This is a genomic window from Serratia sp. K-E0102, from assembly GCF_029962625.1.
In the GTDB taxonomy this organism is placed as follows: Bacteria; Pseudomonadota; Gammaproteobacteria; order Enterobacterales; family Enterobacteriaceae; genus Serratia; species Serratia sarumanii.
In genome coordinates this window covers 3,050,252-3,072,030 of record NZ_CP124754.1, presented here as the reverse complement: position 1 = coordinate 3,072,030, position 21,779 = coordinate 3,050,252, and the positions used below count along the sequence as shown (strand labels likewise).

The following is a 21,779-nucleotide window of genomic DNA, read 5'->3' as shown; positions in this document are numbered from 1 at the left end:
TATGTGGTGGCAGCGGTCCAAGGGACGCTTCCCGATGTCAGAGCGTGCGCTGTTGCGCTGATCGTGGCAGTGACGGCTGTGTTTTCCCTGTTAACAGGCAACTGAAAATAAGAACCCAAATGAACCCGTAAGAGTAATCAGGGTTGGCGGCGCAGGAGCCCAAAAATGCGGAGAAAAGCATAAATTTAAGCATGGAATTGGCTTCGTTGCCGGCGACGTTATATTGCGAACGAATAAGCTTGGATACGATAAAACCGACTAACAGTATCGTCCCCAATATTCCGAAGTTAGCAAGTAGGGACAGAGGCAGAGAAGATATTCTTGCGCTACCGATACCGACGCCCAAGCCAAAGGTATTATACATAATTTCAAGGGCATTGTAGTTGGAGGCGGAACGCACGAGGTGAGAGATCGTTTGCGCTTTTTTGTCCGCGTAATCGGTTATTTTATCTAGGAAAAAGATAAATGTGAGCTTTGATGCGATGACCAAAGACAGAGAAAATAGAGCTTTCTGTATCAGGCTAAAACGCGGACTGAAAATGAATGTGCCGCACAGCGACGTAAGCAGGGTAAAATAGCCTGATGTAGAGCCGTTTTTAACCAAGAGCAGCATCATCAATAGGGCCACTAACTTCAGTCGCAACCCTTTGGCAACCAAAAGAGGCACGATCGTTGCGCCGATAAAGATACCGGCGAATGACGGTTCACCGAAGGTACCGCTCAGTCTGGATTCAAAAATGGCATTGGCGTTATGCATGCTGTTATACATCAAAATCTGAATCGCATTCGCCAGCGGCCTGGCAAGGAGCCAAATCAGGCAGTAAGCGGAGAAAACCAACGTCGTAAAAATGATGGTTTTCAGAGCGTATTCAGGCGTGATTTCACGCCGCTTGACGTAAATGACATACAGCGTTATCAGGTTCAGCGTGATTAGAATCAGTTGCTTGATGTTGTTATTGCCCCACACAAGCGAGATACCTTTTTTGGCGTAGTTATTTTCAAAGCTATAAGCCGGTGAATAAACTCTTATCCCTTCAAATAGATGGGTAAACGCATAGGTGAAGAACCAAAAAAGAATAATTATCACCAGAGATTGCAGAAATACTCGGTGTTTTAAGTTAAAGACAGGTGTGCTGTTTTTCGAAGTAAAAGCAAACCGGGTTATTAAAACTAGCTCGATAAAGTAGAATATGGGTAGGCTATTACTCCCTGTATTGATAATAGCGCTTGACTGAAAGATGGACGCGATAATCAACAGGGCGAAAATGGTTCTGTGGTGTAGGAAAAAAGTGGCGAAAGCAAGAGCTAGCCAAACAAAACTTAATATATTCACATTATATTCCCTAAGTTACTTATCCTATATGGCATCGCCTGGCTTCAGATTAAAGTAGTTATAAAAGCCAGCGCATTTCCGCGCGCTATCATACAATAAGAAAATGGGACGGTCTAGCTGCAAGTGTCGTAGATTCATGGGGTTATAGAATGAGGCTGCAAGTATATTCCATTCTTATAATAAATGAGCTAACTAAGTCGCGCGGATTTTGCGTTTGATATAGTGACGGTTGGCCCTCGGGATTTGCTATAACAGCAGGAAGCAGGCCACTGGTGCAATTAATTTAGCAATAAAATAAGTAAATAAAATTAATCAAAAATCACCGAGGAGCAACGACCATTGCAATGCGTAATAAAGCAGCAACAAGAGACAGCAGGCAAACACCAGCTTTTCACCAGCTTGCTTAAGCTTGGCTTTAACGTTGTTCCTTTGCCGCATTTTTACGTTCTCGCTTTAGACAGTCAGATAGAAAAGCAGTATAGCAAGCAAGTTTTAGGTGTCGGTCAAAATAGGAAAATACTTAATGCTTTGGTGAGGAACTGAGCAGTGGGTTGTGCGGGATAATTAGCCAGCGGCAGGAAGAGAGCAACCAGGAAAAGGCGCCAGCGGTCGCTGGCGGATACGTCAAGATAAGTTGCTCGGTACGCTCACATCCTTGAGATGCCATCGTCTATCTGAGCTAAATTGCAGTGTTTTCCGCCATTGATTAGCTGGAACCGTAATGCTGTTCAAAGGCCGGCTCCATAATCCTTTGGTGACCGCGAATGGCGGTCGGGGCGAAACCGAAGCGTTTGCGAAAACGTTCGGCGAAACGTGATGCGCTTTCATAGCCGACATGTTGCGCGATGGCGGAAATCGGCCAGTCGGTCGACTGCAGCAGGGCCAGTGCGCTACTCATGCGCACGTCGATCATCAGGTTGCGCAACGCGGTATTTTCCATCGACAGTTTGCGGCGCAACATCACTTCGCTCATCGACAGGCTTTCCGCCACTTTCGCCGCCGTCCAAATGCTGTGCGGGTCGGTCGCCAGGCAGCGGCGCACGCGCTGCGTCAGGTCTTTGGCTTCGTTGTGGATGAAGCGAATGCCGAACTGGGCCAGCCACAGCAGAATTTCCAGCATCTTGTGCCGCACGATGATGGTGGGAAAGCGCTGCCGGAGCGCCAGCGCCAGGCTGGTGGTCTCGAAACTGTGCTTCAGGGCGCAGGGCAGGCTGCGCAGCGCCAGGACGGCATCAAACGGCATCGGCGCCGGCGCGTCCTCGGCCGGAGGCTGAACGGTGAGCAGCAGTGGGTCGCAGGTCAGCAACTGGCAACTGAAAACGCCTTCTTCGGATGGGCCGTTAATAATATCCACCGTTTGCCCCCCGTCGATTATCAACAGCTCGCCGGCATGGGCCACCACCTCGCGTTGTTGCCAGCGTACGCGCTTATGGCCCTGTTGTATCAGATACAGATGTGGTTGCTCAAAATAGACTGAAGGGAATAATAATTCAGTATGCTGAATGATGTGCGCTGAGGCGCCAATTCCTGGACAGAGATTAATTGTACGTTCCATCGATATTCATTTCGCAGCCATTATCTGAGAATATCTTTACGCTTTGATCCGCGTTGGAGCAACATTTTTCCATGGGCCGTGAAACACAGCGGCGTGTTTTATCTATCAAAAATCAATTTCCTGCTGAACAGAAAACGTCCGTGTCGGGATAATGTTTATCCATTAAAGTGAGAGCCAGGCTCGAAGCGCGCATTTTACCAATTACCCATAAACTGAATAATTCAAATGCCATAGATTAATATCCTAACGTAACCCGAGAGTAATAGCGCATAGTGCTATTTAATCCATTTTCGTCAGTATTGTCGATCTTATCGGACCTGTGGCTCCCCCAGCAACAGCGCACGGTCATGAAACTGGCCGTAGGTATTGTTGACCACGTTCTGGCGCGTGGACTGTTCGATCAGCATTTTCAGCTCATCCATGCGCTGCTGTAACAGACGTTTGAGCTCGGTTTCGTTGTCGAGGATCTGTTGCAGCTTATTGCGCAGCATCTCCTGCAACGCCATGGAAGGGCCGGCTTGCCCGGTAAAGGCGGCGGTTTTTTCCACCGCCGTTACGTAAGCGAATTCGAGCTCGACGAGCTCCTCCCAGCGCCCGGTTTGCGCCAGCGCGATCATCTGGCTGCTCAGGCTGTAAATTTGTTGATAAGCGGCTAACAGCTGCTGTTGACGTTCCATTACACGGCGTCCTGCGAAGGTTGGTAGTTGGGGCCGATCTGGCGCCAGGCATCGGCGATGTTTTCCAGCAGTTTGACCACTTCGGCGATCGCCGCTTCGTCGTTGTTCAGGTTGGCCTGCATCAGGCGCCGCTTCATATAGTCGTACAACGCCGCCAGGTTTTCGGCGATTTCGCCGCCCTGTTGCGGATCCAGGCCGCCTTTCAAGCCGTTGTCGATGATGTTGATGGCTTTGGACAGCGCCATGCCTTTGCCGGCGATATCGCCCTGGTTCATCAGGATGCGTGCGCGAAGCAGGGCGCTGAGCGCCCCGTCGAACAACATCACGATTAACTGGTGCGGGCTGGCGCTCATGGCGCCGCTTTCCAGACTGACCTGTGCATAGGCCTGAGTGCCGCTTCTGTTATACATGTTGTTTCTTTTACCTGTTACCTGGTTAAGGGATCACTTTGTCGAGAATTGCTGTTGTAAATAGTTACCCGTGCTGCTCAATTTGGACATCATGGTATCCAACTGAACGAACTGCTGCTTATAGCGGTCGATGGTGTTCTGAATGCTGGCCGTGACCGTGGTGATCTGAATGTTCAGGCGATCGAGGTTGGTGTTGATGCTCTTGGTCGAGTTCTCGATGATGCCGCCGGATTTGACGTAGTTCTGGATCTCGTTGTGGATTTCGGTGGCCATGCCGGTGTCTTTACCGTTGCCGGCGAAGAAGTTGGCAACCTGATCCGGTTTTTCGTCGATGGCTTTGTTCAGCTTGGTGCTGTCGATTTCCAGCTTACCGGTTTTGACGTTGGTGGTGATGCCGAGGTTGCCCAGGCCTTTCAACTCCGGGTTGTCCTGTGCCGAACTGAGGGCGCTCTTGATCGAAGACTGGATGCCGCGCAGGGTGTTGTCGCCCAGCAGCGCGCCGTTTTTGGCATTCTGCGCTTCACCGCTTTTGACCGGCGTGTATTTGGTCAGCGAATTGAAGGTGTCCAGCAGCGAGTTGTAGTTATCTACCCACTCTTTAATCTTGTCGGCGCTGCCGCTCTTGTCGATGCCGATCACCAGGTTTTGCGGTTCGCCGGGCTTGGTGGTGGTTTTCAGATCGAGCGTTACGCCCTGCAGAGCATCGGCGATCGAGTTGGTGCTGCGCTTGATTTTCGTGCCGTTGACGACGATTTCCGCATCCTGGCCGGGCACGGTTTGCTTCATCGCGGTGCTGCCATCTTTAGGCGGATTTTTAGGATCGTAGTTGAGGATGGCGCCGAGCTTGTCGTCGTTATTGACCTGCACCGAAATGGTGTTTTTTTCGCCTGGCGTGGTGGAGCTTAATGCCAGTTGATAGTCATTGTCGCCGACGCGCATGATGCTGGCGGTGACGCCGGATTTCGATTTATTGATGGCGTCGCGCATCTCGACCAGTGAGGTCTGATCGTCGCCGAGCGGGATCTTGGTCTCTTTCGGCGGGTTGCCTGCCGTAATAGAGATGGAACGATCGCTGCTGCCCGGCGTGCCCAGTTTGGCCTGCTGGTCGGCAATCGGCGTCTGAGTGGTCAGCGTTTGCGGCTGCGCGAGCTTCAACACCTCGATCGAGTAGTTGCCCGGCACCGATTTGTCGGTGGTGGTCACGGTAAACTGATCGTGCTTGGTGGCGGTAGTGTTGTTGAAGAACTCTGGCTTGGCCAGGTCTTTGCTCAGATTGTCAAACTTCTCCAGCGAGCTTTTCAGCGTACCGTAAGCGGTCAACTGGGCGTTATAGCTGGTCTGCTGGGTGGTGTACGGCGTCAGACGCTGTTGTTCCGCTTTGGTCAGCTTGTCCAGCAAACCGTTAAGGTCGAGTCCTGAGCCGATGCCTAATGAACTGATCGATGCCATTCGTGCTTCTCCTTGATAATGACTTTATTCGCTTTACGCGTTATCGGCCCAGCGGTGAAAAAGTTTACTGAAAAAAACAAAAAAACGATGGCGCAATAGAAGAGGGAAAAACCGCGTTATTTCTGCCATTGCCGGCGGCGCAAAAAATTTTAAAAAATTGCTAAAGGTTGTTAGGGGAGGGCCGATACCTGAGGGGACGGTGGTTGACGCCGTGGGCAAACAAGCCCGAACCTTTTAACTGTGTTGCGAAGAACGCAACTGACTCGTAAGGAAAGCAAACAATGGCACAAGTAATCAACACTAACAGCCTGTCGCTGATGGCGCAGAACAACCTGAACAAATCTCAGTCTTCTCTGGGCACTGCGATTGAGCGTCTGTCTTCCGGTCTGCGTATCAACAGCGCGAAAGACGATGCTGCGGGTCAGGCTATCTCCAACCGTTTCACTGCAAACATCAAAGGCCTGACTCAGGCTTCTCGCAACGCCAACGACGGTATCTCCCTGGCGCAGACCACTGAAGGCGCACTGAACGAAGTTAACGACAACCTGCAGAACATCCGTCGTCTGACCGTACAGTCTCAGAACGGTTCCAACTCTGCCAGCGACCTGCAGTCCATCCAGGACGAGATCTCTCAGCGTCTGTCTGAAATCAACCGCATCTCCGAGCAGACCGATTTCAACGGCGTGAAAGTGCTGAGCTCAGATCAGAAACTGACCATCCAGGTTGGCGCGAACGACGGCGAAACCATCGATATCGAACTGAAAGACATCAACGCTAAAACGCTGGGTCTGGAAAAGTTCAGCGTGGCTGATGGCATTGATAAATCCAAAGTAGCTGCAACCGCACCTGCTACCGTGAAAACCGGCACCAGCGTGGCTATCAACACCGGCACCGTTAAGGCTGATACTAAAGACATCACCGGCTACGAAAAAGTGGGTGACGATGTATTCGCTATCAACACGGATGGTGACTACTACAAAGCAACTTTCGATAAAGCGACCGGCGATCTGAAATCTGTTGGCACCAAAGAAGCCACTAAACCAACTGGCGGCACTGCGGTAACCAGCATTGAGAAAGAAGTGGCTCCTACTGGCCCTGATGCGGCTAACCTGCGCTCTTACGACAGCGGTAAATCTTACGTGATCCAGGAAGGCACCGGTGCCGATGCCAAATATTTCAAGGCGACCGTAGACGCTTCCGGTAAAGTGACCAAGGGCGCTGAGCAGTCCACCGAGCCAAAAACTGCCGACCCGCTGGCAACCCTGGACAAAGCGCTGTCTCAGGTTGACTCCCTGCGTTCTTCCCTGGGTGCGGTACAGAACCGTTTCGATTCTGTTATCAACAACCTGAACAGCACCGTTAACAACCTGTCCGCTTCTCAGTCCCGTATCCAGGATGCCGACTACGCGACCGAAGTGTCCAACATGAGCCGCGCCAACATCCTGCAACAGGCTGGCACCTCTGTTCTGGCACAGGCTAACCAGTCTACTCAGAACGTTCTGTCCCTGCTGCGTTAATCGTCTCTCCCGATTAACTGTCGCAAAGAAACCCCGCCTCGGCGGGGTTTTTTTATGCTCGCGCACCGCACGGTTATTACATGGCGCAAATAAAGCCCGTTTTGTGCGACTGTTCAGCCGATTGGCATTCCGCCCCCTACGCATAATAGCGCTGACTCTCTTATCCGCAGGTTTAAGACATAGTGAGCGATCTGTATACCGCCGAAGGCGTGATGGACAAAAATTCTCTCTGGCTGCGCTACGTGCCGTTAGTGCGCCACGAGGCGTTGCGCCTGCAGGTCAGGCTGCCCGCCAGCGTGGAGCTTGACGACCTGCTGCAGGCCGGGGGAATCGGGCTACTGAACGCCGTTGAGCGTTATGACGCCCTACAGGGAACCGCCTTTACCACCTATGCGGTGCAGCGCATTCGCGGCGCGATGCTCGACGAGCTGCGCAGCCGCGACTGGGTGCCGCGCAGCGTGCGGCGCCATGCGCGCGAGGTCGCGCAGGTGATGCGGCTGCTGGAACAGCGTTACGGCCGCCCGGCGAGCGAGACGGAAGTGGCGCAGACGCTGAATATCTCGCTGGATGAGTACCGTCAAATTCTGTTGGACACCAATAACAGCCAGCTTTTCTCCTACGACGAATGGCGCGAGGAGCATGGCGAGAACGCGGAACCGATGCTGGAAGGGCATGAAGAGGCCAACCCGCTGCATCACCTGTTGGAAGGCAGCCTGCGCCAGCGAGTGATCGACGCCATCGAGGCGTTGCCGGAGCGCGAAAAAATGGTGCTGACGCTGTATTACCAGGAAGAGTTGAATCTCAAGGAGATCGGCGCCGTGCTGGACGTCGGGGAATCCCGCGTCAGCCAACTGCACAGTCAGGCGATCAAGCGCCTGCGCGCGCGGCTGGCGAACGATACCTGACGGCGGCCCGCCGCCCCTCAACTCGATGACTCATGCGACAATCGGACTGCCCCTTATGCCAGGAATACTGTTGAAGAAACGGCCGCTTAGCCGTTACCTGAAAGATTACAAGCACAGCCAGACGCATTGCTCCCAGTGCGGTAAGCTGTTGGACCGCATGGCGCTGGTGTTTCGCGGCAAAATCATCAATAAAGAAGCCATCGCGCGCATGGATCAGCCGATCGACGATGCGGTCTGGCAAAACGTGCAGCATGAGCTGACCGCACTGTGCCGCTTTTGCAGCGAGATTTCCTGCAACAGCCACCCGAGTTATTTCGACATCATGGCGTTCAAGCAATATCTGTTCGAACAGACCGAGATGAGCCACAGCACCATTCGCGAGTACGTGGTGCGGCTGCGCCGGCTGGATGAAATGCTGGTGGCGCGCAATTACCCGGCGGACAAATTCGCCAACTGTGCCAGCCATCAGCGCATCATTGACGATCTGCCTAGCGCGGCGCACAACAACTACCGCATTGCGCTGCGCAAATACGATCAGTATCTCGCCTGGCAGCGCAGCTACTGAGACTTTCCCCGGCCGCTGGCCGGGATCTGCGGCTCCCCCCGTGATAAAGGATGATTATTCAGTTCACATCTGCTAAATCTATCGGTTATCAGATGTCGATATTCGATTCCCTGGGGGGAAGTAGTGAACCTGCAACAACAACTGGCGCAATTTCCGCGTCTGGATCTGGTTGGCACCGCCACACCGCTGGAAAAACTGTCCCGTCTCTCCGATTACCTCGGCCGTGAAATTTACCTCAAACGTGACGATGTCACCCCTATGGCGATGGGCGGCAACAAGCTGAGAAAGCTGGAGTTTTTGGCCGCAGATGCGCTGCGTCAAGGCGCCGATACGCTGGTCACCGCCGGCGCCATTCAATCCAACCACGTGCGCCAGACGGCGGCGGTGGCGGCGAAACTGGGCCTGCACTGCGTCGCGCTGCTGGAAAATCCCATCGATACCCGTGCGGAAAACTACCTGACCAACGGCAACCGCCTGTTGCTCGGCCTGTTCAACGCCGAGGTGGTGATGTGCGAAGCGCTGCACGATCCGCAGCAGCAGTTGGCGGAACTGGCGACGCGCCTCGAGGCGCAGGGCTTCCGGCCTTACGTGGTGCCGGTGGGCGGCTCCAATGCCCTGGGCGCGTTGGGATACGTGCAGTGCGCATTGGAAATCGCCGAACAGAGCCAACGCAGCAACGTGGCGTTCAGTTCGGTGGTGGTGGCGTCCGGCAGCGCCGGCACCCATGCCGGGCTGGCGGTGGGGCTGCAACAGCTGCTGCCCGAAACCGAGTTGATCGGCGTGACGGTCTCGCGCACCGTGATCGATCAGCTGCCGAAGGTGGAGCAGATCCAGAAAGCCCTGGCCTGTTCGCTGAATATCGACGAACTGGCGCCGATCGCGCTGTGGGACGATTACTTCGCGCCGCAGTACGGCATGCCGAACGAAGAGGGCATGGCGGCGGTGCAGCTGCTGGCGCAGCAAGAAGGCGTGTTGCTGGATCCGGTATACACCGGCAAAGCGATGGCCGGTTTGATCGACGGCATCGCCCAGCGGCGTTTCCGCGACGAAGGGCCTATCCTGTTCGTCCACACCGGCGGTGCGCCGGCGCTGTTCGCCTACCATCCGCAGGTGTAAATACCGCTTGTTATTCCATTTTGAACTATATTTATAAGGTTATATTCCTTTATGCGGGCGGTCGCACTGTTAAAGTGCTGATATCAAAAAAGATAAATAACACACAGGGGTGTTTATGATGTTTGCGAAAGTTCGTCGTCAATGGCTGTTGGGCGTGGTGGGCGTCGCGTTGGCCGCCGGTTTGGCGACTCAAGCCTACGCCGCCGACAATCTGCTGCAGCAGGTGAAACAGCGCGGCACGCTGATCGTCGGTCTGGAAGGCACCTATCCGCCGTTCAGCTTCCAGGGTGAAGACGGCAAATTGACCGGTTTCGAAGTGGATTTCGCCAACGCGCTGGCGGAACATTTGGGCGTGAAGGCCAAGCTGAACCCGACCAAGTGGGACGGCATGCTGGCTTCGCTGGAATCAAAACGCATCGATGTGGTGATCAACCAGGTGACCATCTCTGATGAGCGCAAGAAGAAATATGATTTCTCCACCCCTTACACCGTTTCCGGTATTCAGGCGCTGGTGAAAAAAGGCAACGAAGGCACCGTCACCAAGCCGGAAGACCTGAAAGGCAAGAAGGTCGGCGTTGGCCTGGGCACCAACTATGAGCAATGGCTGCGCGCGAACGTGCAGGGTGTGGACGTGCGTACCTACGACGACGACCCGACCAAGTATCAGGATTTGCGCGTCGGCCGCATCAACGCCATTCTGGTGGATCGCCTGGCGGCGCTGGATCTGGTGAAGAAAACCGGCGATACGCTGGCGGTAGCCGGCCCGGCGTTCTCCCGCCAGGAGTCCGGCGTGGCGCTGCGCAAGAATAATCCGGAGCTGCTGGCCGCGATTGACCAGGCGATCGCCGAGATGCAAAAAGATGGCACGCTGGCGAAGATCTCCGAGAAATGGTTTGGCGCGGACGTAACTAAATAATGCACGAAAGTATTCAACTGGCGCTGGATTCAGCGCCATTTTTATTGAAGGGCGCAATACTGACGCTTCAGCTGAGCCTGGGCGGTATGGCGTTCGGCCTGTTGCTTGGTTTTCTGCTGGCGCTGATGCGCCTTTCGCCGCTTTGGCCGCTGGCGTGGCTGTCGCGCATTTACGTATCGCTGTTCCGCGGCACGCCGTTGATCGCCCAGCTGTTTATGATCTATTACGGTCTGCCGCAGTTCGGCATCGAGTTCGATCCTTTCCCGGCGGCGCTGATTGGCCTGTCGCTCAATACCGCCGCCTACACCTCGGAAACGCTGCGCGCGGCGATTTCGTCGATCGACAAAGGGCAGTGGGAAGCCGCCGCCAGCATCGGCATGACCCGTTGGCAAACCCTGCGCCGGGTGATCCTGCCGCAGGCGGCGCGCACCGCCTTGCCGCCGCTGGGCAACAGCTTCATCGGCCTGGTGAAAGACACCTCGCTGGCCGCCACCATTCAGGTGCCGGAGCTGTTCCGCCAGGCGCAGCTGATCACCTCGCGCACGCTGGAAGTGTTCACCATGTACCTGGCGGCATCGCTGATTTACTGGGTGATGGCGACCCTGCTTTCCGCACTGCAAAACCGTCTGGAAGCCCACGTTAATCGCCAGGATCAGGAGTAGCGCATGAGTGCCATTGAAGTTAAGCAATTGACCAAGCAGTTCAAGGGTCAGACGGTGCTGCATGGGATCGATCTGGCGGTGGACGCCGGTGAAGTGGTGGCGATCATCGGCCCGAGCGGTTCGGGGAAAACCACCTTGTTGCGCTGCATCAACCTGCTGGAGGAGCCGGATTCCGGCACCATTCGCGTCGGCGATATCCTGATCGACGGCAGCAAGCCGTTGAGCAAACAGAAAAATCAGGTGCGCGCGCTGCGTCAGCAGGTCGGTTTCGTGTTCCAGAGCTTCAACCTGTTCCCGCATCGTTCGGTGCTGGAAAACATCATCGAAGGGCCGGTGGTCGTCAAGGGCGAGGCGAAAGCCAGCGCGGAACAGCGCGCCCGCGCGTTGCTGGCCAAGGTGGGGCTGAGCGGCAAGGAGCAGGCTTATCCGCGGCGGCTGTCCGGCGGCCAACAGCAGCGAGTGGCTATTGCGCGCGCGCTGGCGATGCAGCCGGAGGTGATTTTGTTCGATGAGCCGACGTCGGCGCTCGATCCCGAGCTGGTGGGGGAAGTGCTCAATACCATGCGCTCACTGGCGGAAGAGAAACGCACCATGGTGATCGTCACCCATGAGATGAGTTTCGCCCGCGACGTGGCCGACCGGGTTATCTTTATGGATCACGGCCGCATCGTCGAACAGGGCCCGGCCAAAGCGCTGTTCGCCAACCCGCAGCACCAGCGCACTCAGCAATTCCTCGACAAGTTCCGGAATCAATAAGGCGGCGGGGGAGCTTCCCCCGCCCGCATTTACTCCGCTTTCAACAATTCGTTTCGCGCTGCGGCTGCCGTATCCCGGATGTTGCCGAACCCGAGAGTCAATGCGAATCGTAGCGGTCTGCTGCGGCTTTCAAGCAAACTAATCCGTTCTAAGCTCACCCTATTGTTATCGCCCATGAGGCGACACATCCTCATGCAAGGATAACAAGACGCTAACGGCTGACCGGGCTGCGGGCAATAAAAAACCCTGCACGAGTGCAGGGTTTGCGTAGCGGTGAGCCAATCAGGCGGCAATGTATGGCCGCCTTGACGATGCGTTAACCGATGGTCATCAGGCTGGCGTTACCGCCAGCGGCGGCGGTGTTGACGCTCAACGAACGTTCGATCAGCAGGCGCTCCAACAGGATGTTGGTTTCACCGTGGGCGAAGCCCTGCACCGAGACGATGGCGCCGCCGCGCTGCGCGATCTGCTCGCACAGGGTGCGCAGCTGGTCGGCATCGCCGTGGTAGATGGCGGCGTCGAACTCGACCTTGTCCTGCTGCCAGTCTTTGCTGAAGGCGATGCGCGCCTGCACATCGTTCGGCAGGCGGCGGAACAGATTGCGCTGCAGTTCCGCTTCCGGCCACAGCGCGCTGCTGCCGACCGCCAGCACGGCGGCCAACTGGATCAGCGCGTCGGCTTCGTTATCCGCCAGGCACAGCACGCGTTCACGCGGCAGCAGGGCATAGGTATTGCGCTCGCCGGTCGGGCCCGGCAGCGGACGTACGGTGCCGCCCTGGCCCAGTTCCGCATAGCGCTGCGCCAGTGCCGCCAGTTCGCCTTGTTGGCTGGTGACCGCCCATTTCTCCAGCGATTGCAGCGCGCCCAGCAGCTGCGGCCGCGCGGTGGCTTCCATCGGGCGCTCTTCGTCCTGACGGTGCAGCGTACGTTGCAGCGCGTCGTCCGGGCGGTTGGCCAGCAGACGGTACAGGTACAGCGGGCCGCCGGCTTTCGGGCCGGTGCCCGACAGGCCTTCGCCGCCGAACGGCTGCACCCCGACCACCGCGCCAACCATGTTACGGTTGACGTACAGGTTGCCGACCTTGGCGCGTTCGGTCACCCGGGCGATGGTTTCATCGATACGGGTGTGAATGCCCAGCGTCAGGCCATAACCGGCGGCGTTGATCTGATCGACCAGCGCGTCCAGATTGTTGCGCTGGAAGCGCACCACGTGCAGCACCGGGCCGAAGATCTCTTTTTGCAGCTCGTCGAAGCTGTCGAGTTCGATCAGCGTCGGCTTGATGAAGGTGCCACGCGCCCACTCTTTCTCATCCTGCGCGCTGCCTTTGGCGGCCTGGTATACCTTGCGGCCTTTGGCGCGCATCGCCTGGATGTGGCGTTCGATGCCGGTTTTGGCGTCGGCGTCGATCACTGGGCCCACGTCGGTGGACAGGCGCTCCGGATTGCCCATGCGGCATTCGGCCATCGCGCCGCGCAGCATTTGCAGCGTGTGCTCGGCCACGTCTTCCTGAATGCACAGGATACGCAGCGCGGAGCAACGCTGGCCGGCGCTGTCGAAGGCGGAGGCCACCACGTCGGTCACCACCTGCTCGGTCAGGGCGGAAGAGTCGACGATCATGGCGTTCAGGCCACCGGTTTCGGCGATCAGCGGCGTCGGGCGGCCCTGCGGATCCAGACGACCGGCGATGCTGCGCTGCAGAATACCGGCGACGTCGGTGGAGCCGGTAAACATCACGCCGCGTACGCGGGCGTCGTTGACCAGCGTTGAGCCGACGGTTTCACCCTGGCCCGGCAGCAGCTGCAGCACGCCTTGCGGAATGCCGGCTTCCAGCAGGATACGCACCGCCTGCGCGGCCACCAGCGGCGTTTGCTCGGCCGGTTTGGCCAGCACGCTGTTGCCGGCCGCCAGCGCGGCGGCGATTTGGCCGGTGAAGATCGCCAGCGGGAAGTTCCAGGGGCTGATGCAGACCACCGGGCCCAGCGGGCGGTGGCTGTCGTTGGCGAAATCGTCGCGCACCTGACCGGCGTAGTAGTGCAGGAAGTCGACCGCTTCGCGCACTTCGGCGATGGCGTTGTTGAAGGTTTTACCGGCTTCGCGCACCAGAATGCCCAGCAGGCTTTGCAGCTGGCTTTCCATCAGCTCGGCGGCGCGTTCGAGGATCGCGGCGCGCTCCGTTGGCGGCGTAGCGAACCAGATTGGGCCGGCGGCCGCGGCGGCGTCGAGCGCGCGGCTGACTTCGCTTTCGGTGGCTTCACGCACGTAGCCGACCACATCGCCCGGCTCGGCCGGGTTGATCACCGGCTGTTCCACGCCCTGATCCAATTCGGCGTCGATGATAGGCTCCGCGCGCCACGGATGGCTGGCGCTGGTGAGCAGGGCGCTGGAGAGCGAAGCCAGACGCTGTTCGTTGGACAGATCCAGGCCGCTGGAGTTGGTGCGCCTCTCGCCGTACAGCTCGCGCGGCAGCGGAATGCGCGGGTGCGGCAGGCCAATCTGGCCTTCGCTGGCCGCCAGCGCTTCCACGGCGCTGACCGGATCGGCCACCAGCTCGTCGAGCGGCAGGGTGGCGTCGGCGATGCGGTTGACGAACGAGGTGTTGGCGCCGTTTTCCAGCAGGCGGCGCACCAGGTAAGCCAGCAGCGTTTCATGGGTGCCGACCGGCGCATAGATGCGGCAAGGGCGGTTCAGTTTGCCGTCGGCCACTTTACCCACCACCTGTTCGTACAGCGGTTCACCCATGCCGTGCAGGCACTGGAACTCATACTGGCCAGGGTAGTAGTTGTTGCCGGCCAGGTGATAGATGGCGCTCAGGGTATGGGCGTTGTGGGTGGCGAACTGCGGATAGATCAGGTTCGGCACCGACAGCAGCTTGCGGGCGCAGGCCAGGTAGGAAACGTCGGTATAGACCTTGCGGGTGTAGACCGGGTAGCCTTCCAGGCCGTCCATCTGGGCGCGTTTGATTTCGCTGTCCCAGTAGGCGCCCTTCACCAGACGGATCATCAGGCGACGGCGGCTGCGTTGCGCCATGTCGATCACCGCGTCGATGGCGAACGGACAACGTTTTTGGTAGGCCTGAATCACGAAGCCGATGCCGTTCCAGCCGGCCAGCTGCGGTTCGAAGCACAGCTTCTCCAGCAGATCGAGCGAGATCTCCAGGCGGTCGGCCTCTTCGGCGTCGATGTTGATGCCGATATCGTACTGGCGTGCCTGCAGGGTCAGCGACAGCAGGCGCGGGTAGAGCTCTTCCATGACGCGTTCGTACTGCGCGCGGCTGTAGCGCGGGTGCAGGGCGGACAGCTTGATGGAGATGCCGGGGCCTTCATAGATGCCGCGGCCGTTGGAGGCTTTGCCGATGGCGTGGATCGCCTGCTGGTAGGAAACCAGGTAGGCCTGGGCGTCGGCTTCGGTCAGGGCGGCTTCGCCCAGCATGTCGTAGGAGTAGCGGAAGCCTTTATCTTCGAGCTTGCGCGCGTTGGCCAGCGCTTCGGCGATGGTTTCGCCGGTCACGAACTGTTCGCCCATCAGGCGCATCGCCATGTCCACGCCTTTGCGGATCAGCGGTTCGCCGCTCTTGCCGATAATGCGGTTCAGCGAACGGGACAGATTGGCTTCGTTATGCGTGGACACCAGTTTGCCGGTGAACAGCAGGCCCCAGGTAGCGGCGTTGACGAACAGCGACGGGCTGCGCCCGAGGTGCGAGTGCCAGTTGCCGTTGCTGATCTTGTCGCGGATCAGGGCATCGCGGGTCGGTTTGTCCGGAATGCGCAGCAGCGCTTCCGCCAGGCACATCAGCGCCACGCCTTCCTGCGAGGAGAGGGAGAACTCTTGCAGCAGGCCTTGCACCATGCCGGCGCGGCCGTTTGCACTTTTTTGGTTACGCAACTTCTCGGCGATGCCATAGGCCATTTTGTGAGTGGCCTGTGCAAGATCGGCGGGTAATCGCGCCTGTTCGAGCAACATCGGCACCGCTTCGGTCTCCGGGCGACGATAGGCGGCGGTGATGGCGGCGCGGGTGACCGACTGCGGCAGAATTTGTTCGGCGAAATCGAGGAATGGCTGGTGTGACTCTTCCTGCGCTTGCGGCATAATGTCGTCCGCTTCAGGCTGGCCCGCAGCGGCCAGCGCTGGAATTTCAGGAATATCGGTACCGCTCTCGAGACGCTCGAGGTAATTAAAGATGGCCTGCTTGATGAGCCAGTGCGGCGTGCGATCGATGCGCTGCGCGGCGCTCTTGATCCGGTCGCGTGTTGCCTCGTCGAGTTTCACGCCCATTGTGGTAGTGCCCATGCCAATCCAACTCCTGTGTTTAGAACCTATCCCATCAGGCTAGACAAACGGCAGGCCGAAAAGCCTGTTGGGATAGGTTCGTGAGATGTGTGGGGTTAAGAATGCAGACAATATCCTGCATGTTGCAACTTTGTGCAACCTTGTTAAATCAGGCTGATGAGCGAAGTGTGAGTTTCATCGATTTTTTAACATCGGCAGTTGGCATGAATGTTGCGTTATTGAACGAACGCGGCGGGGTTTATGCGGCCGCAGGCGTTTTACCTTGCGGTATATAAGGGTAATGACTGGGTGCAACTCATTTTACTTGTCGTGAGTGCAACCTTTGAGCCCGGTAAATGTGACGCAGGGTAAACTTTGTGTAACTTTGTTGTTAAATATCTTGTTGGTTGATGAAAGGCTCATCTAGGATAGCCGACGGTCAACAATTACGGGCAGAAACTATTTTACCTGCACTCGCTCGCAGGCTGCGCCACGTTCCGGCGCGGTGGCCAGTGAAATGCATTGCGCGTGGGTTTACCGGCGCCGGCGTGGCCGGAGCGAAACGCGAATAATAATGAAAGTGGAGAATTAAATGACAATGAGCACACCTATGCTGGTGACCTTCCTGGTGTACATTTTCGGGATGGTGCTGATCGGCCTGCTTGCCTACCGGGCAACCAACAACTTTGATGACTATATTCTTGGCGGCCGCAGTTTGGGCAGCGTGGTGACCGCGCTGTCCGCCGGCGCTTCCGACATGAGCGGCTGGCTGCTGATGGGCCTGCCGGGCGCCATCTTCCTCTCCGGCATCTCCGAAAGCTGGATCGCCATCGGCCTGACCATCGGCGCTTACCTGAACTGGAAGCTGGTGGCAGGAAGGCTGCGCGTGCATACCGAAGCCAACAACAACGCCCTGACGCTGCCGGACTATTTCACCAGCCGCTTTGAAGACAACAGCAAGCTGCTGCGGGTGATCTCGGCCATCGTCATCCTGGTGTTCTTCACCATTTACTGCGCCTCCGGCATCGTGGCCGGCGCGCGCCTGTTCGAAAGCACCTTCGGCATGAGCTACGAAACCGCCCTGTGGGCCGGCGCCGCAGCGACCATCCTGTATACCTTTATCGGCGGTTTCCTGGCGGTGAGCTGGACCGACACCGTGCAGGCCAGCCTGATGATTTTCGCGCTGATCCTGACGCCGGTGATCGTGATCTTCGCCGTCGGCGGCATCGATACCTCGATGCTGGTGATCCAGGCGCAGAACCCGGCCAACCTCGACATGCTGAAGGGGCTGAACTTCGTCGCCATCCTGTCGCTGCTGGGTTGGGGCCTGGGCTACTTCGGCCAGCCGCACATCCTGGCGCGTTTCATGGCGGCGGATTCTCACCGCACCATCCGCAGCGCGCGCCGCATCAGCATGACCTGGATGATCCTGTGCCTCGCCGGCACCATCGCCGTCGGTTTCTTCGGCATCGCTTACTTCGCCAATAACCCGGATCAAGCCGGCAACGTGTCGCAGAACGGCGAACGCGTGTTCATCGAGCTGGCGATGCTGCTGTTCAACCCATGGGTGGCGGGCGTGCTGCTGTCGGCGATCCTGGCTGCGGTCATGAGTACGCTGAGCTGCCAGCTGCTGGTGTGCTCCAGCGCGATCACCGAAGACCTGTATAAGGCGTTCCTGCGCAAAGGCGCCAGCCAGCGTGAGCTGGTGTGGGTCGGCCGCGTGATGGTGCTGGTGGTGGCGTTGATCGCCATCGCGCTGGCGGCTAACCCGGAGAACCGCGTGCTGGGCCTGGTGAGCTACGCCTGGGCAGGTTTCGGCGCCGCCTTCGGCCCGGTCGTGCTGATCTCGGTGCTGTGGTCGCGCATGACCCGCAACGGCGCGCTGGCCGGCATGCTGGTCGGCGCGGTGACGGTTATCGTCTGGAAACAGTACGAATGGCTGGGCCTGTATGAAATCATCCCGGGCTTTATTCTGGGCTGCCTCGCTATCGTGGTAGTGAGCCTGATGGGCCGCCGGCCATCCGCCACCATGACCGAGCGTTTCGATCAGGCGGAAGCCGAGTATAAAACGGTGTAACGCCGTTCGATGTCAGTCAGCAAGGGGCGCGTAACGCGCCCTTTTTTTCGCCTGCCGATCGCCGTCATCCAACACCTGGTGACATTTGATTAGAAAAAATCACGCTGGCGCCTCTTGTATTTCTTCTTGGCAGAATGATAATCACTCTCGTTGCATTTTACGTTTCTTTACAGAGTTGCGCAGCGCATGTCGAGCCAGCTTTCTCTGCCGCCGCGGTCTTTTCAGGGGTGATTATTTATGTTCGTTCCCTTTCTTATCATGTTCCGTGAAGGGCTGGAGGCCGCGCTGATCGTCAGCCTGATCGCCAGCTACCTGAAACGCACGCAGCGCAGCCAATGGCTGGGCGCGGTGTGGGTCGGCGTGATTGTCGCCGCGGCGCTGTGTCTGGCGCTCGGCATCTTCATCAATGAAACCACCGGCGAGTTCCCGCAGAAGCAGCAGGAGCTGTTCGAAGGCATCGTCGCGGTGGTGGCGGTACTGATCCTCACCTATATGGTGTTCTGGATGCGCAAAGTGTCCAAGTCGGTCAAGGTGCATCTGGAAGGGGCGATCGATCAGGCGCTCAGCGCCGGCAAAGGGCAGGGTTGGGCGCTGGTGGCGATGGTGTTCTTCGCCGTGGCGCGCGAAGGGCTGGAGTCGGTGTTCTTCCTGCTGGCGGCGTTCCAGCAAGACGTGGGCGCCGCGGCGCCGATCGGCGCGGTGCTCGGCCTGGCGGCCGCCATCGTGCTGGGCATGATGATTTACTGGGGCGGGGTGAAGCTGCACCTGGCCAAATTCTTCAAATGGACCAGCCTGTTCATTCTGTTCGTCGCCGCCGGGCTGGCCGCGGGGGCGATCCGCGCCTTCCATGAGGCCGGCCTGTGGAACCACTTTCAGGACATCGCCTTCGATTTCAGCAGCACCCTGTCGACCCATTCGCTGTTCGGCACCCTGCTGGAAGGCATTCTCGGTTATCAGGAAGCGCCGACGGTCAGCGAAGTGGCGGTCTACTTCCTGTATCTGATCCCGGCGCTGATTTTCTTTTTCCTGCCGCAGCGCGCGGAGCCGGCAGCGGCTCCGGCGCAACGTAAAATCAATCATTAATGTTTAATAGGGAATCTCGTATGTCTACTCCGTTATTTCGCCGCAAGGCGTTGCACGCAGCATTACTGGCTATCCCGGCGTTTGCGCTGAGCATCGATGCGCTGGCGGCGGACGTGCCGCAGGTCAAAGTCACGGTCAACGACAAGCAGTGCGAACCGATGCAGCTGACGGTGCCGGCCGGCAAGACGCAGTTTGTGGTGCATAACACCAGCCAGAAAAACGTCGAATGGGAAATCCTGAAAGGGGTGATGGTGGTGGAAGAGCGCGAGAACATCGCGCCGGGCTTCACCCAGAAAATGACCGCCACGCTGGAAGCGGGCGAATATGACATGACCTGCGGGCTGCTGAGCAATCCAAAAGGCAAACTGACCGTCACTGCGGCGGCCAACGGCGCCACCGACGGCAAGCCGAGCGCGCTGGATCTGGTTGGCCCGATCGCCGAATACAAAGTCTACGTCACCAAAGAAGTCGACGGGCTGGTGAAACAGACCAAGCTGTTCACCGACGCGGTGAAGGCCGGCAACGTGGAGCAAGCGCGCAAGCTGTATGCGCCGACCCGTCAGCACTATGAGCGCATCGAGCCGATCGCCGAGCTGTTCTCCGATCTGGACGGCAGCATCGACGCCCGTGAAGACGACTACGAGAAGAAATCGGCGGACCCTAACTTCACCGGTTTCCACCGTCTGGAGAAGGCGCTGTTTGCCGACAACTCGACCAAAGACATGGATAAATACGCCGATCGGCTGTATCAGGACACCGTTGAGCTGCAAAAACGCGTGGGTGAACTGACCTTCCCGCCGAGCAAGGTGGTGGGCGGCGCAGCCGGGCTGATCGAAGAAGTGGCGGCCAGCAAGATCAGCGGTGAAGAAGACCGCTATAGCCGCACCGACCTGTGGGATTTCCAGGCCAACGTCGACGGCGCGCAGAAGATCGTTAACCTGCTGCGTCCGCTGCTGGTCAAGGCCAACAAGCCGCTGCTGGACAAGATTGACGCCAACTTCAAAACCGTGGACACCATTTTGGCGAAGTACAAAACCAAAGAGGGCTATGAGTCCTACGAGAAGCTGAGCGAAGCCGATCGCAACGCGTTGAAAGGGCCGATCACCACGCTGGCGGAAGACCTTTCCCAACTGCGCGGCGTGTTGGGTCTGGACTGAGGCATAGTATTATGAGCAACAAGGCAGGCCCGAACAGCGGGCCGCATCCGCAATCGCAGGGGGCGGCTTCGCCTTCGCGGCGCCGTTTGCTGCAAGGGCTGGGGCTGGGCGCACTGGCGCTGGGCGGCAGCCGCCTGGCGCAGGCGGCGGGCAACGCGGCGGAGCCGTTGGCGACGCCGCAGGATGAGCGTTGGCAGAAACAGCCGTTTTATGGTCGCCATCAGGCCGGGGTGCTGACGCCGCAACAGGCGGCGATGATGCTGGTGGCGTTCGACGTGCTGGCGACCAGCAAAGCGGATCTGGAGCGTCTGTTCCGGCTGCTGACCGATCGCATCGCGTTCCTGACCCACGGCGGCAAGGCGCCGGAAGTGGATGCCAAGCTGCCGCCGCTCGATTCGGGCATCATGGGGCCGGAGATTTACCCGGACAACCTGACCATCACCGTTTCGGTCGGCGCATCGCTGTTTGACGAACGCTTTGGCCTGCAGGCGCAAAAACCGCTGCGGTTGCAGAAGATGACGCGCTTCCCCAACGATGCGCTGGACGCCGCGCTGTGCCACGGCGACCTGCTGCTGCAGATCTGCGCCAACACCAATGAAACCGCTCTCCACGCGCTGCGCGATATCATCAAGCATTCGCCGGATCTGCTCAGCGTGCGCTGGAAGCGGGAAGGGTTCATCTCGGCGCATGCGGCGCGCAGCAAAGGCAAAGAAACGCCGATTAACCTGCTGGGCTTCAAAGACGGCACCGCCAACCCGAAAACCGACGACACACCGCTGATGGATAAAGTGGTTTGGGTTGGCGACGGCGCCGGCGAGCCAGCGTGGACGGCGGGCGGCAGCTACCAGGCGGCGCGCATTATTCGCTTCCGCGTCGAGTTTTGGGATCGCACGCCGCTGCAGGAGCAGGAAACCATCTTTGGCCGCGAAAAGCACAGCGGCGCGCCGCTCGGCATGAAGCATGAACATGACGAGCCGAACTACGCGAACGATCCCGACGGCAAGGTGATACCGATGGATGCGCACATTCGGTTGGCGAACCCCCGCACGCCGGAAAGCCAAAGCAACCTGATGCTGCGGCGTGGCTACAGCTATTCCCTTGGCGTCTCGAATGCCGGGCAGCTGGAAATGGGGCTGCTGTTCGTCTGCTATCAGGCCGATCTGGAAAAAGGATTCCTGACGGTGCAAAAAAGGCTCAACGGCGAAGCGCTGGAGGAATACATCAAGCCGATCGGCGGCGGGTATTTCTTCGTATTGCCGGGCGTGAAAGAGGGCGGCGACTATCTGGCCAGCGGCTTGCTCAAGGCCTGAGTGCGCAATGACGAGGCGCGATCT

General features: G+C 58.1%; 17 protein-coding genes. 11 read left to right on the top strand and 6 right to left on the bottom strand.

Annotated features, from left to right (window positions below):
- Positions 1-37 precede the first annotated feature (37 nt).
- The 5 genes from SSARUM2_RS14700 to fliD form a co-directional block, all read right to left on the bottom strand.
- Positions 38-1,333 (bottom strand): hypothetical protein, encoded by a 1,296-nt coding sequence (locus tag SSARUM2_RS14700; protein ID WP_039565533.1) that lies wholly within the window; start codon positions 1,331-1,333, stop codon positions 38-40.
- A gap of 706 nt (positions 1,334-2,039) precedes the next feature.
- Positions 2,040-2,888, bottom strand: coding sequence for a helix-turn-helix transcriptional regulator (locus SSARUM2_RS14695; RefSeq protein ID WP_043147612.1), 849 nt, complete (start codon positions 2,886-2,888; stop codon positions 2,040-2,042).
- A 308-nt stretch (positions 2,889-3,196) separates the two neighbouring features.
- Positions 3,197-3,565, bottom strand: coding sequence for a flagella biosynthesis regulatory protein FliT (gene fliT, locus SSARUM2_RS14690; protein WP_004934765.1), 369 nt, complete (start codon positions 3,563-3,565; stop codon positions 3,197-3,199).
- Positions 3,565-3,975: a flagellar export chaperone FliS gene (gene fliS / locus SSARUM2_RS14685; protein WP_033634970.1), complete on the bottom strand. Its 411-nt coding sequence runs from the start codon at positions 3,973-3,975 to the stop codon at positions 3,565-3,567. Before fliS ends, fliT begins: the two co-directional genes overlap by 1 nt.
- 33 nt (positions 3,976-4,008) lie before the next feature.
- Positions 4,009-5,424 carry a flagellar filament capping protein FliD gene (gene fliD, locus SSARUM2_RS14680; protein WP_033634969.1) on the bottom strand — a complete coding sequence of 472 codons (1,416 nt, stop codon included), beginning with the start codon at positions 5,422-5,424 and terminating at the stop codon, positions 4,009-4,011.
- Between the two features lie 281 nt (positions 5,425-5,705).
- Between fliD and SSARUM2_RS14675 the strand changes: the two genes are divergently transcribed.
- The 7 genes from SSARUM2_RS14675 (at position 5,706) to tcyN (ending at position 11,861) form a co-directional block, all read left to right on the top strand.
- Entirely contained in the window at positions 5,706-6,941 is a 1,236-nt protein-coding gene (locus tag SSARUM2_RS14675; protein WP_033653649.1) for a flagellin FliC, read from the top strand.
- A 182-nt stretch (positions 6,942-7,123) separates the two neighbouring features.
- Positions 7,124-7,846: an RNA polymerase sigma factor FliA gene (locus SSARUM2_RS14670; protein ID WP_043147610.1), complete on the top strand. Its 723-nt coding sequence runs from the start codon at positions 7,124-7,126 to the stop codon at positions 7,844-7,846.
- A 55-nt stretch (positions 7,847-7,901) separates the two neighbouring features.
- Positions 7,902-8,411, top strand: a complete 510-nt coding sequence (gene fliZ / locus SSARUM2_RS14665; protein WP_033647756.1) for a flagella biosynthesis regulatory protein FliZ — start codon at positions 7,902-7,904, stop codon at positions 8,409-8,411.
- 123 nt (positions 8,412-8,534) lie between these two features.
- A complete protein-coding gene (locus SSARUM2_RS14660) occupies positions 8,535-9,527 on the top strand; it encodes a D-cysteine desulfhydrase (protein WP_025303239.1) in 993 nt (330 codons plus the stop codon).
- A gap of 115 nt (positions 9,528-9,642) precedes the next feature.
- Positions 9,643-10,443 carry a cystine ABC transporter substrate-binding protein gene (tcyJ, locus tag SSARUM2_RS14655; RefSeq protein ID WP_060438552.1) on the top strand — a complete coding sequence of 267 codons (801 nt, stop codon included), beginning with the start codon at positions 9,643-9,645 and terminating at the stop codon, positions 10,441-10,443.
- On the top strand, positions 10,443-11,105 hold the full coding sequence (tcyL, locus tag SSARUM2_RS14650) for a cystine ABC transporter permease (RefSeq protein ID WP_033634963.1): 663 nt from the start codon (positions 10,443-10,445) through the stop codon (positions 11,103-11,105). Before tcyJ ends, tcyL begins: the two co-directional genes overlap by 1 nt.
- A gap of 3 nt (positions 11,106-11,108) precedes the next feature.
- Complete coding sequence (gene tcyN, locus SSARUM2_RS14645) at positions 11,109-11,861, top strand: L-cystine ABC transporter ATP-binding protein TcyN (protein WP_033647754.1); 753 nt, start codon at positions 11,109-11,111, stop codon at positions 11,859-11,861.
- A gap of 316 nt (positions 11,862-12,177) precedes the next feature.
- Here the strand turns inward: tcyN and putA are convergent, their stop codons facing one another.
- Positions 12,178-16,149, bottom strand: coding sequence for a trifunctional transcriptional regulator/proline dehydrogenase/L-glutamate gamma-semialdehyde dehydrogenase (gene putA / locus SSARUM2_RS14640; RefSeq protein WP_049234821.1), 3,972 nt, complete (start codon positions 16,147-16,149; stop codon positions 12,178-12,180).
- Between the two features lie 571 nt (positions 16,150-16,720).
- On the opposite strand from putA, the gene putP reads away from it, so the two are divergent.
- From putP to efeB, 4 genes are all read left to right on the top strand, one after another.
- Positions 16,721-18,205: a sodium/proline symporter PutP gene (gene putP, locus SSARUM2_RS14635; RefSeq protein ID WP_033647752.1), complete on the top strand. Its 1,485-nt coding sequence runs from the start codon at positions 16,721-16,723 to the stop codon at positions 18,203-18,205.
- Between the two features lie 237 nt (positions 18,206-18,442).
- Positions 18,443-19,288: an iron uptake transporter permease EfeU gene (gene efeU, locus SSARUM2_RS14630; protein ID WP_049194677.1), complete on the top strand. Its 846-nt coding sequence runs from the start codon at positions 18,443-18,445 to the stop codon at positions 19,286-19,288.
- A 20-nt stretch (positions 19,289-19,308) separates the two neighbouring features.
- Positions 19,309-20,445 carry an iron uptake system protein EfeO gene (gene efeO, locus SSARUM2_RS14625; RefSeq protein WP_033647749.1) on the top strand — a complete coding sequence of 379 codons (1,137 nt, stop codon included), beginning with the start codon at positions 19,309-19,311 and terminating at the stop codon, positions 20,443-20,445.
- Positions 20,446-20,456: 11 nt separating this feature from the next.
- Entirely contained in the window at positions 20,457-21,755 is a 1,299-nt protein-coding gene (gene efeB / locus SSARUM2_RS14620; RefSeq protein WP_033647748.1) for an iron uptake transporter deferrochelatase/peroxidase subunit, read from the top strand.
- Positions 21,756-21,779: the final 24 nt, after the last annotated feature.

Bases quoted from the DNA above. Each gene is read 5' to 3' on its own strand.
- putA (WP_049234821.1), bottom strand. From the start codon at position 16,149: ATGGGCACTACCACAATGGGCGTGAAACTCGACGAGGCAACACGCGAC.
- SSARUM2_RS14675 (WP_033653649.1), top strand. From the start codon at position 5,706: ATGGCACAAGTAATCAACACTAACAGCCTGTCGCTGATGGCGCAGAAC.
- fliS (WP_033634970.1), bottom strand. From the start codon at position 3,975: ATGTATAACAGAAGCGGCACTCAGGCCTATGCACAGGTCAGTCTGGAA.
- tcyJ (WP_060438552.1), top strand. From the start codon at position 9,643: ATGATGTTTGCGAAAGTTCGTCGTCAATGGCTGTTGGGCGTGGTGGGC.
- fliD (WP_033634969.1), bottom strand. From the start codon at position 5,424: ATGGCATCGATCAGTTCATTAGGCATCGGCTCAGGACTCGACCTTAAC.
- tcyN (WP_033647754.1), top strand. From the start codon at position 11,109: ATGAGTGCCATTGAAGTTAAGCAATTGACCAAGCAGTTCAAGGGTCAG.
- efeO (WP_033647749.1), top strand. From the start codon at position 19,309: ATGTCTACTCCGTTATTTCGCCGCAAGGCGTTGCACGCAGCATTACTG.
- tcyL (WP_033634963.1), top strand. From the start codon at position 10,443: ATGCACGAAAGTATTCAACTGGCGCTGGATTCAGCGCCATTTTTATTG.
- putP (WP_033647752.1), top strand. From the start codon at position 16,721: ATGACAATGAGCACACCTATGCTGGTGACCTTCCTGGTGTACATTTTC.
- fliT (WP_004934765.1), bottom strand. From the start codon at position 3,565: ATGGAACGTCAACAGCAGCTGTTAGCCGCTTATCAACAAATTTACAGC.
- SSARUM2_RS14695 (WP_043147612.1), bottom strand. From the start codon at position 2,888: ATGGAACGTACAATTAATCTCTGTCCAGGAATTGGCGCCTCAGCGCAC.
- fliZ (WP_033647756.1), top strand. From the start codon at position 7,902: ATGCCAGGAATACTGTTGAAGAAACGGCCGCTTAGCCGTTACCTGAAA.
- efeU (WP_049194677.1), top strand. From the start codon at position 18,443: ATGTTCGTTCCCTTTCTTATCATGTTCCGTGAAGGGCTGGAGGCCGCG.
- efeB (WP_033647748.1), top strand. From the start codon at position 20,457: ATGAGCAACAAGGCAGGCCCGAACAGCGGGCCGCATCCGCAATCGCAG.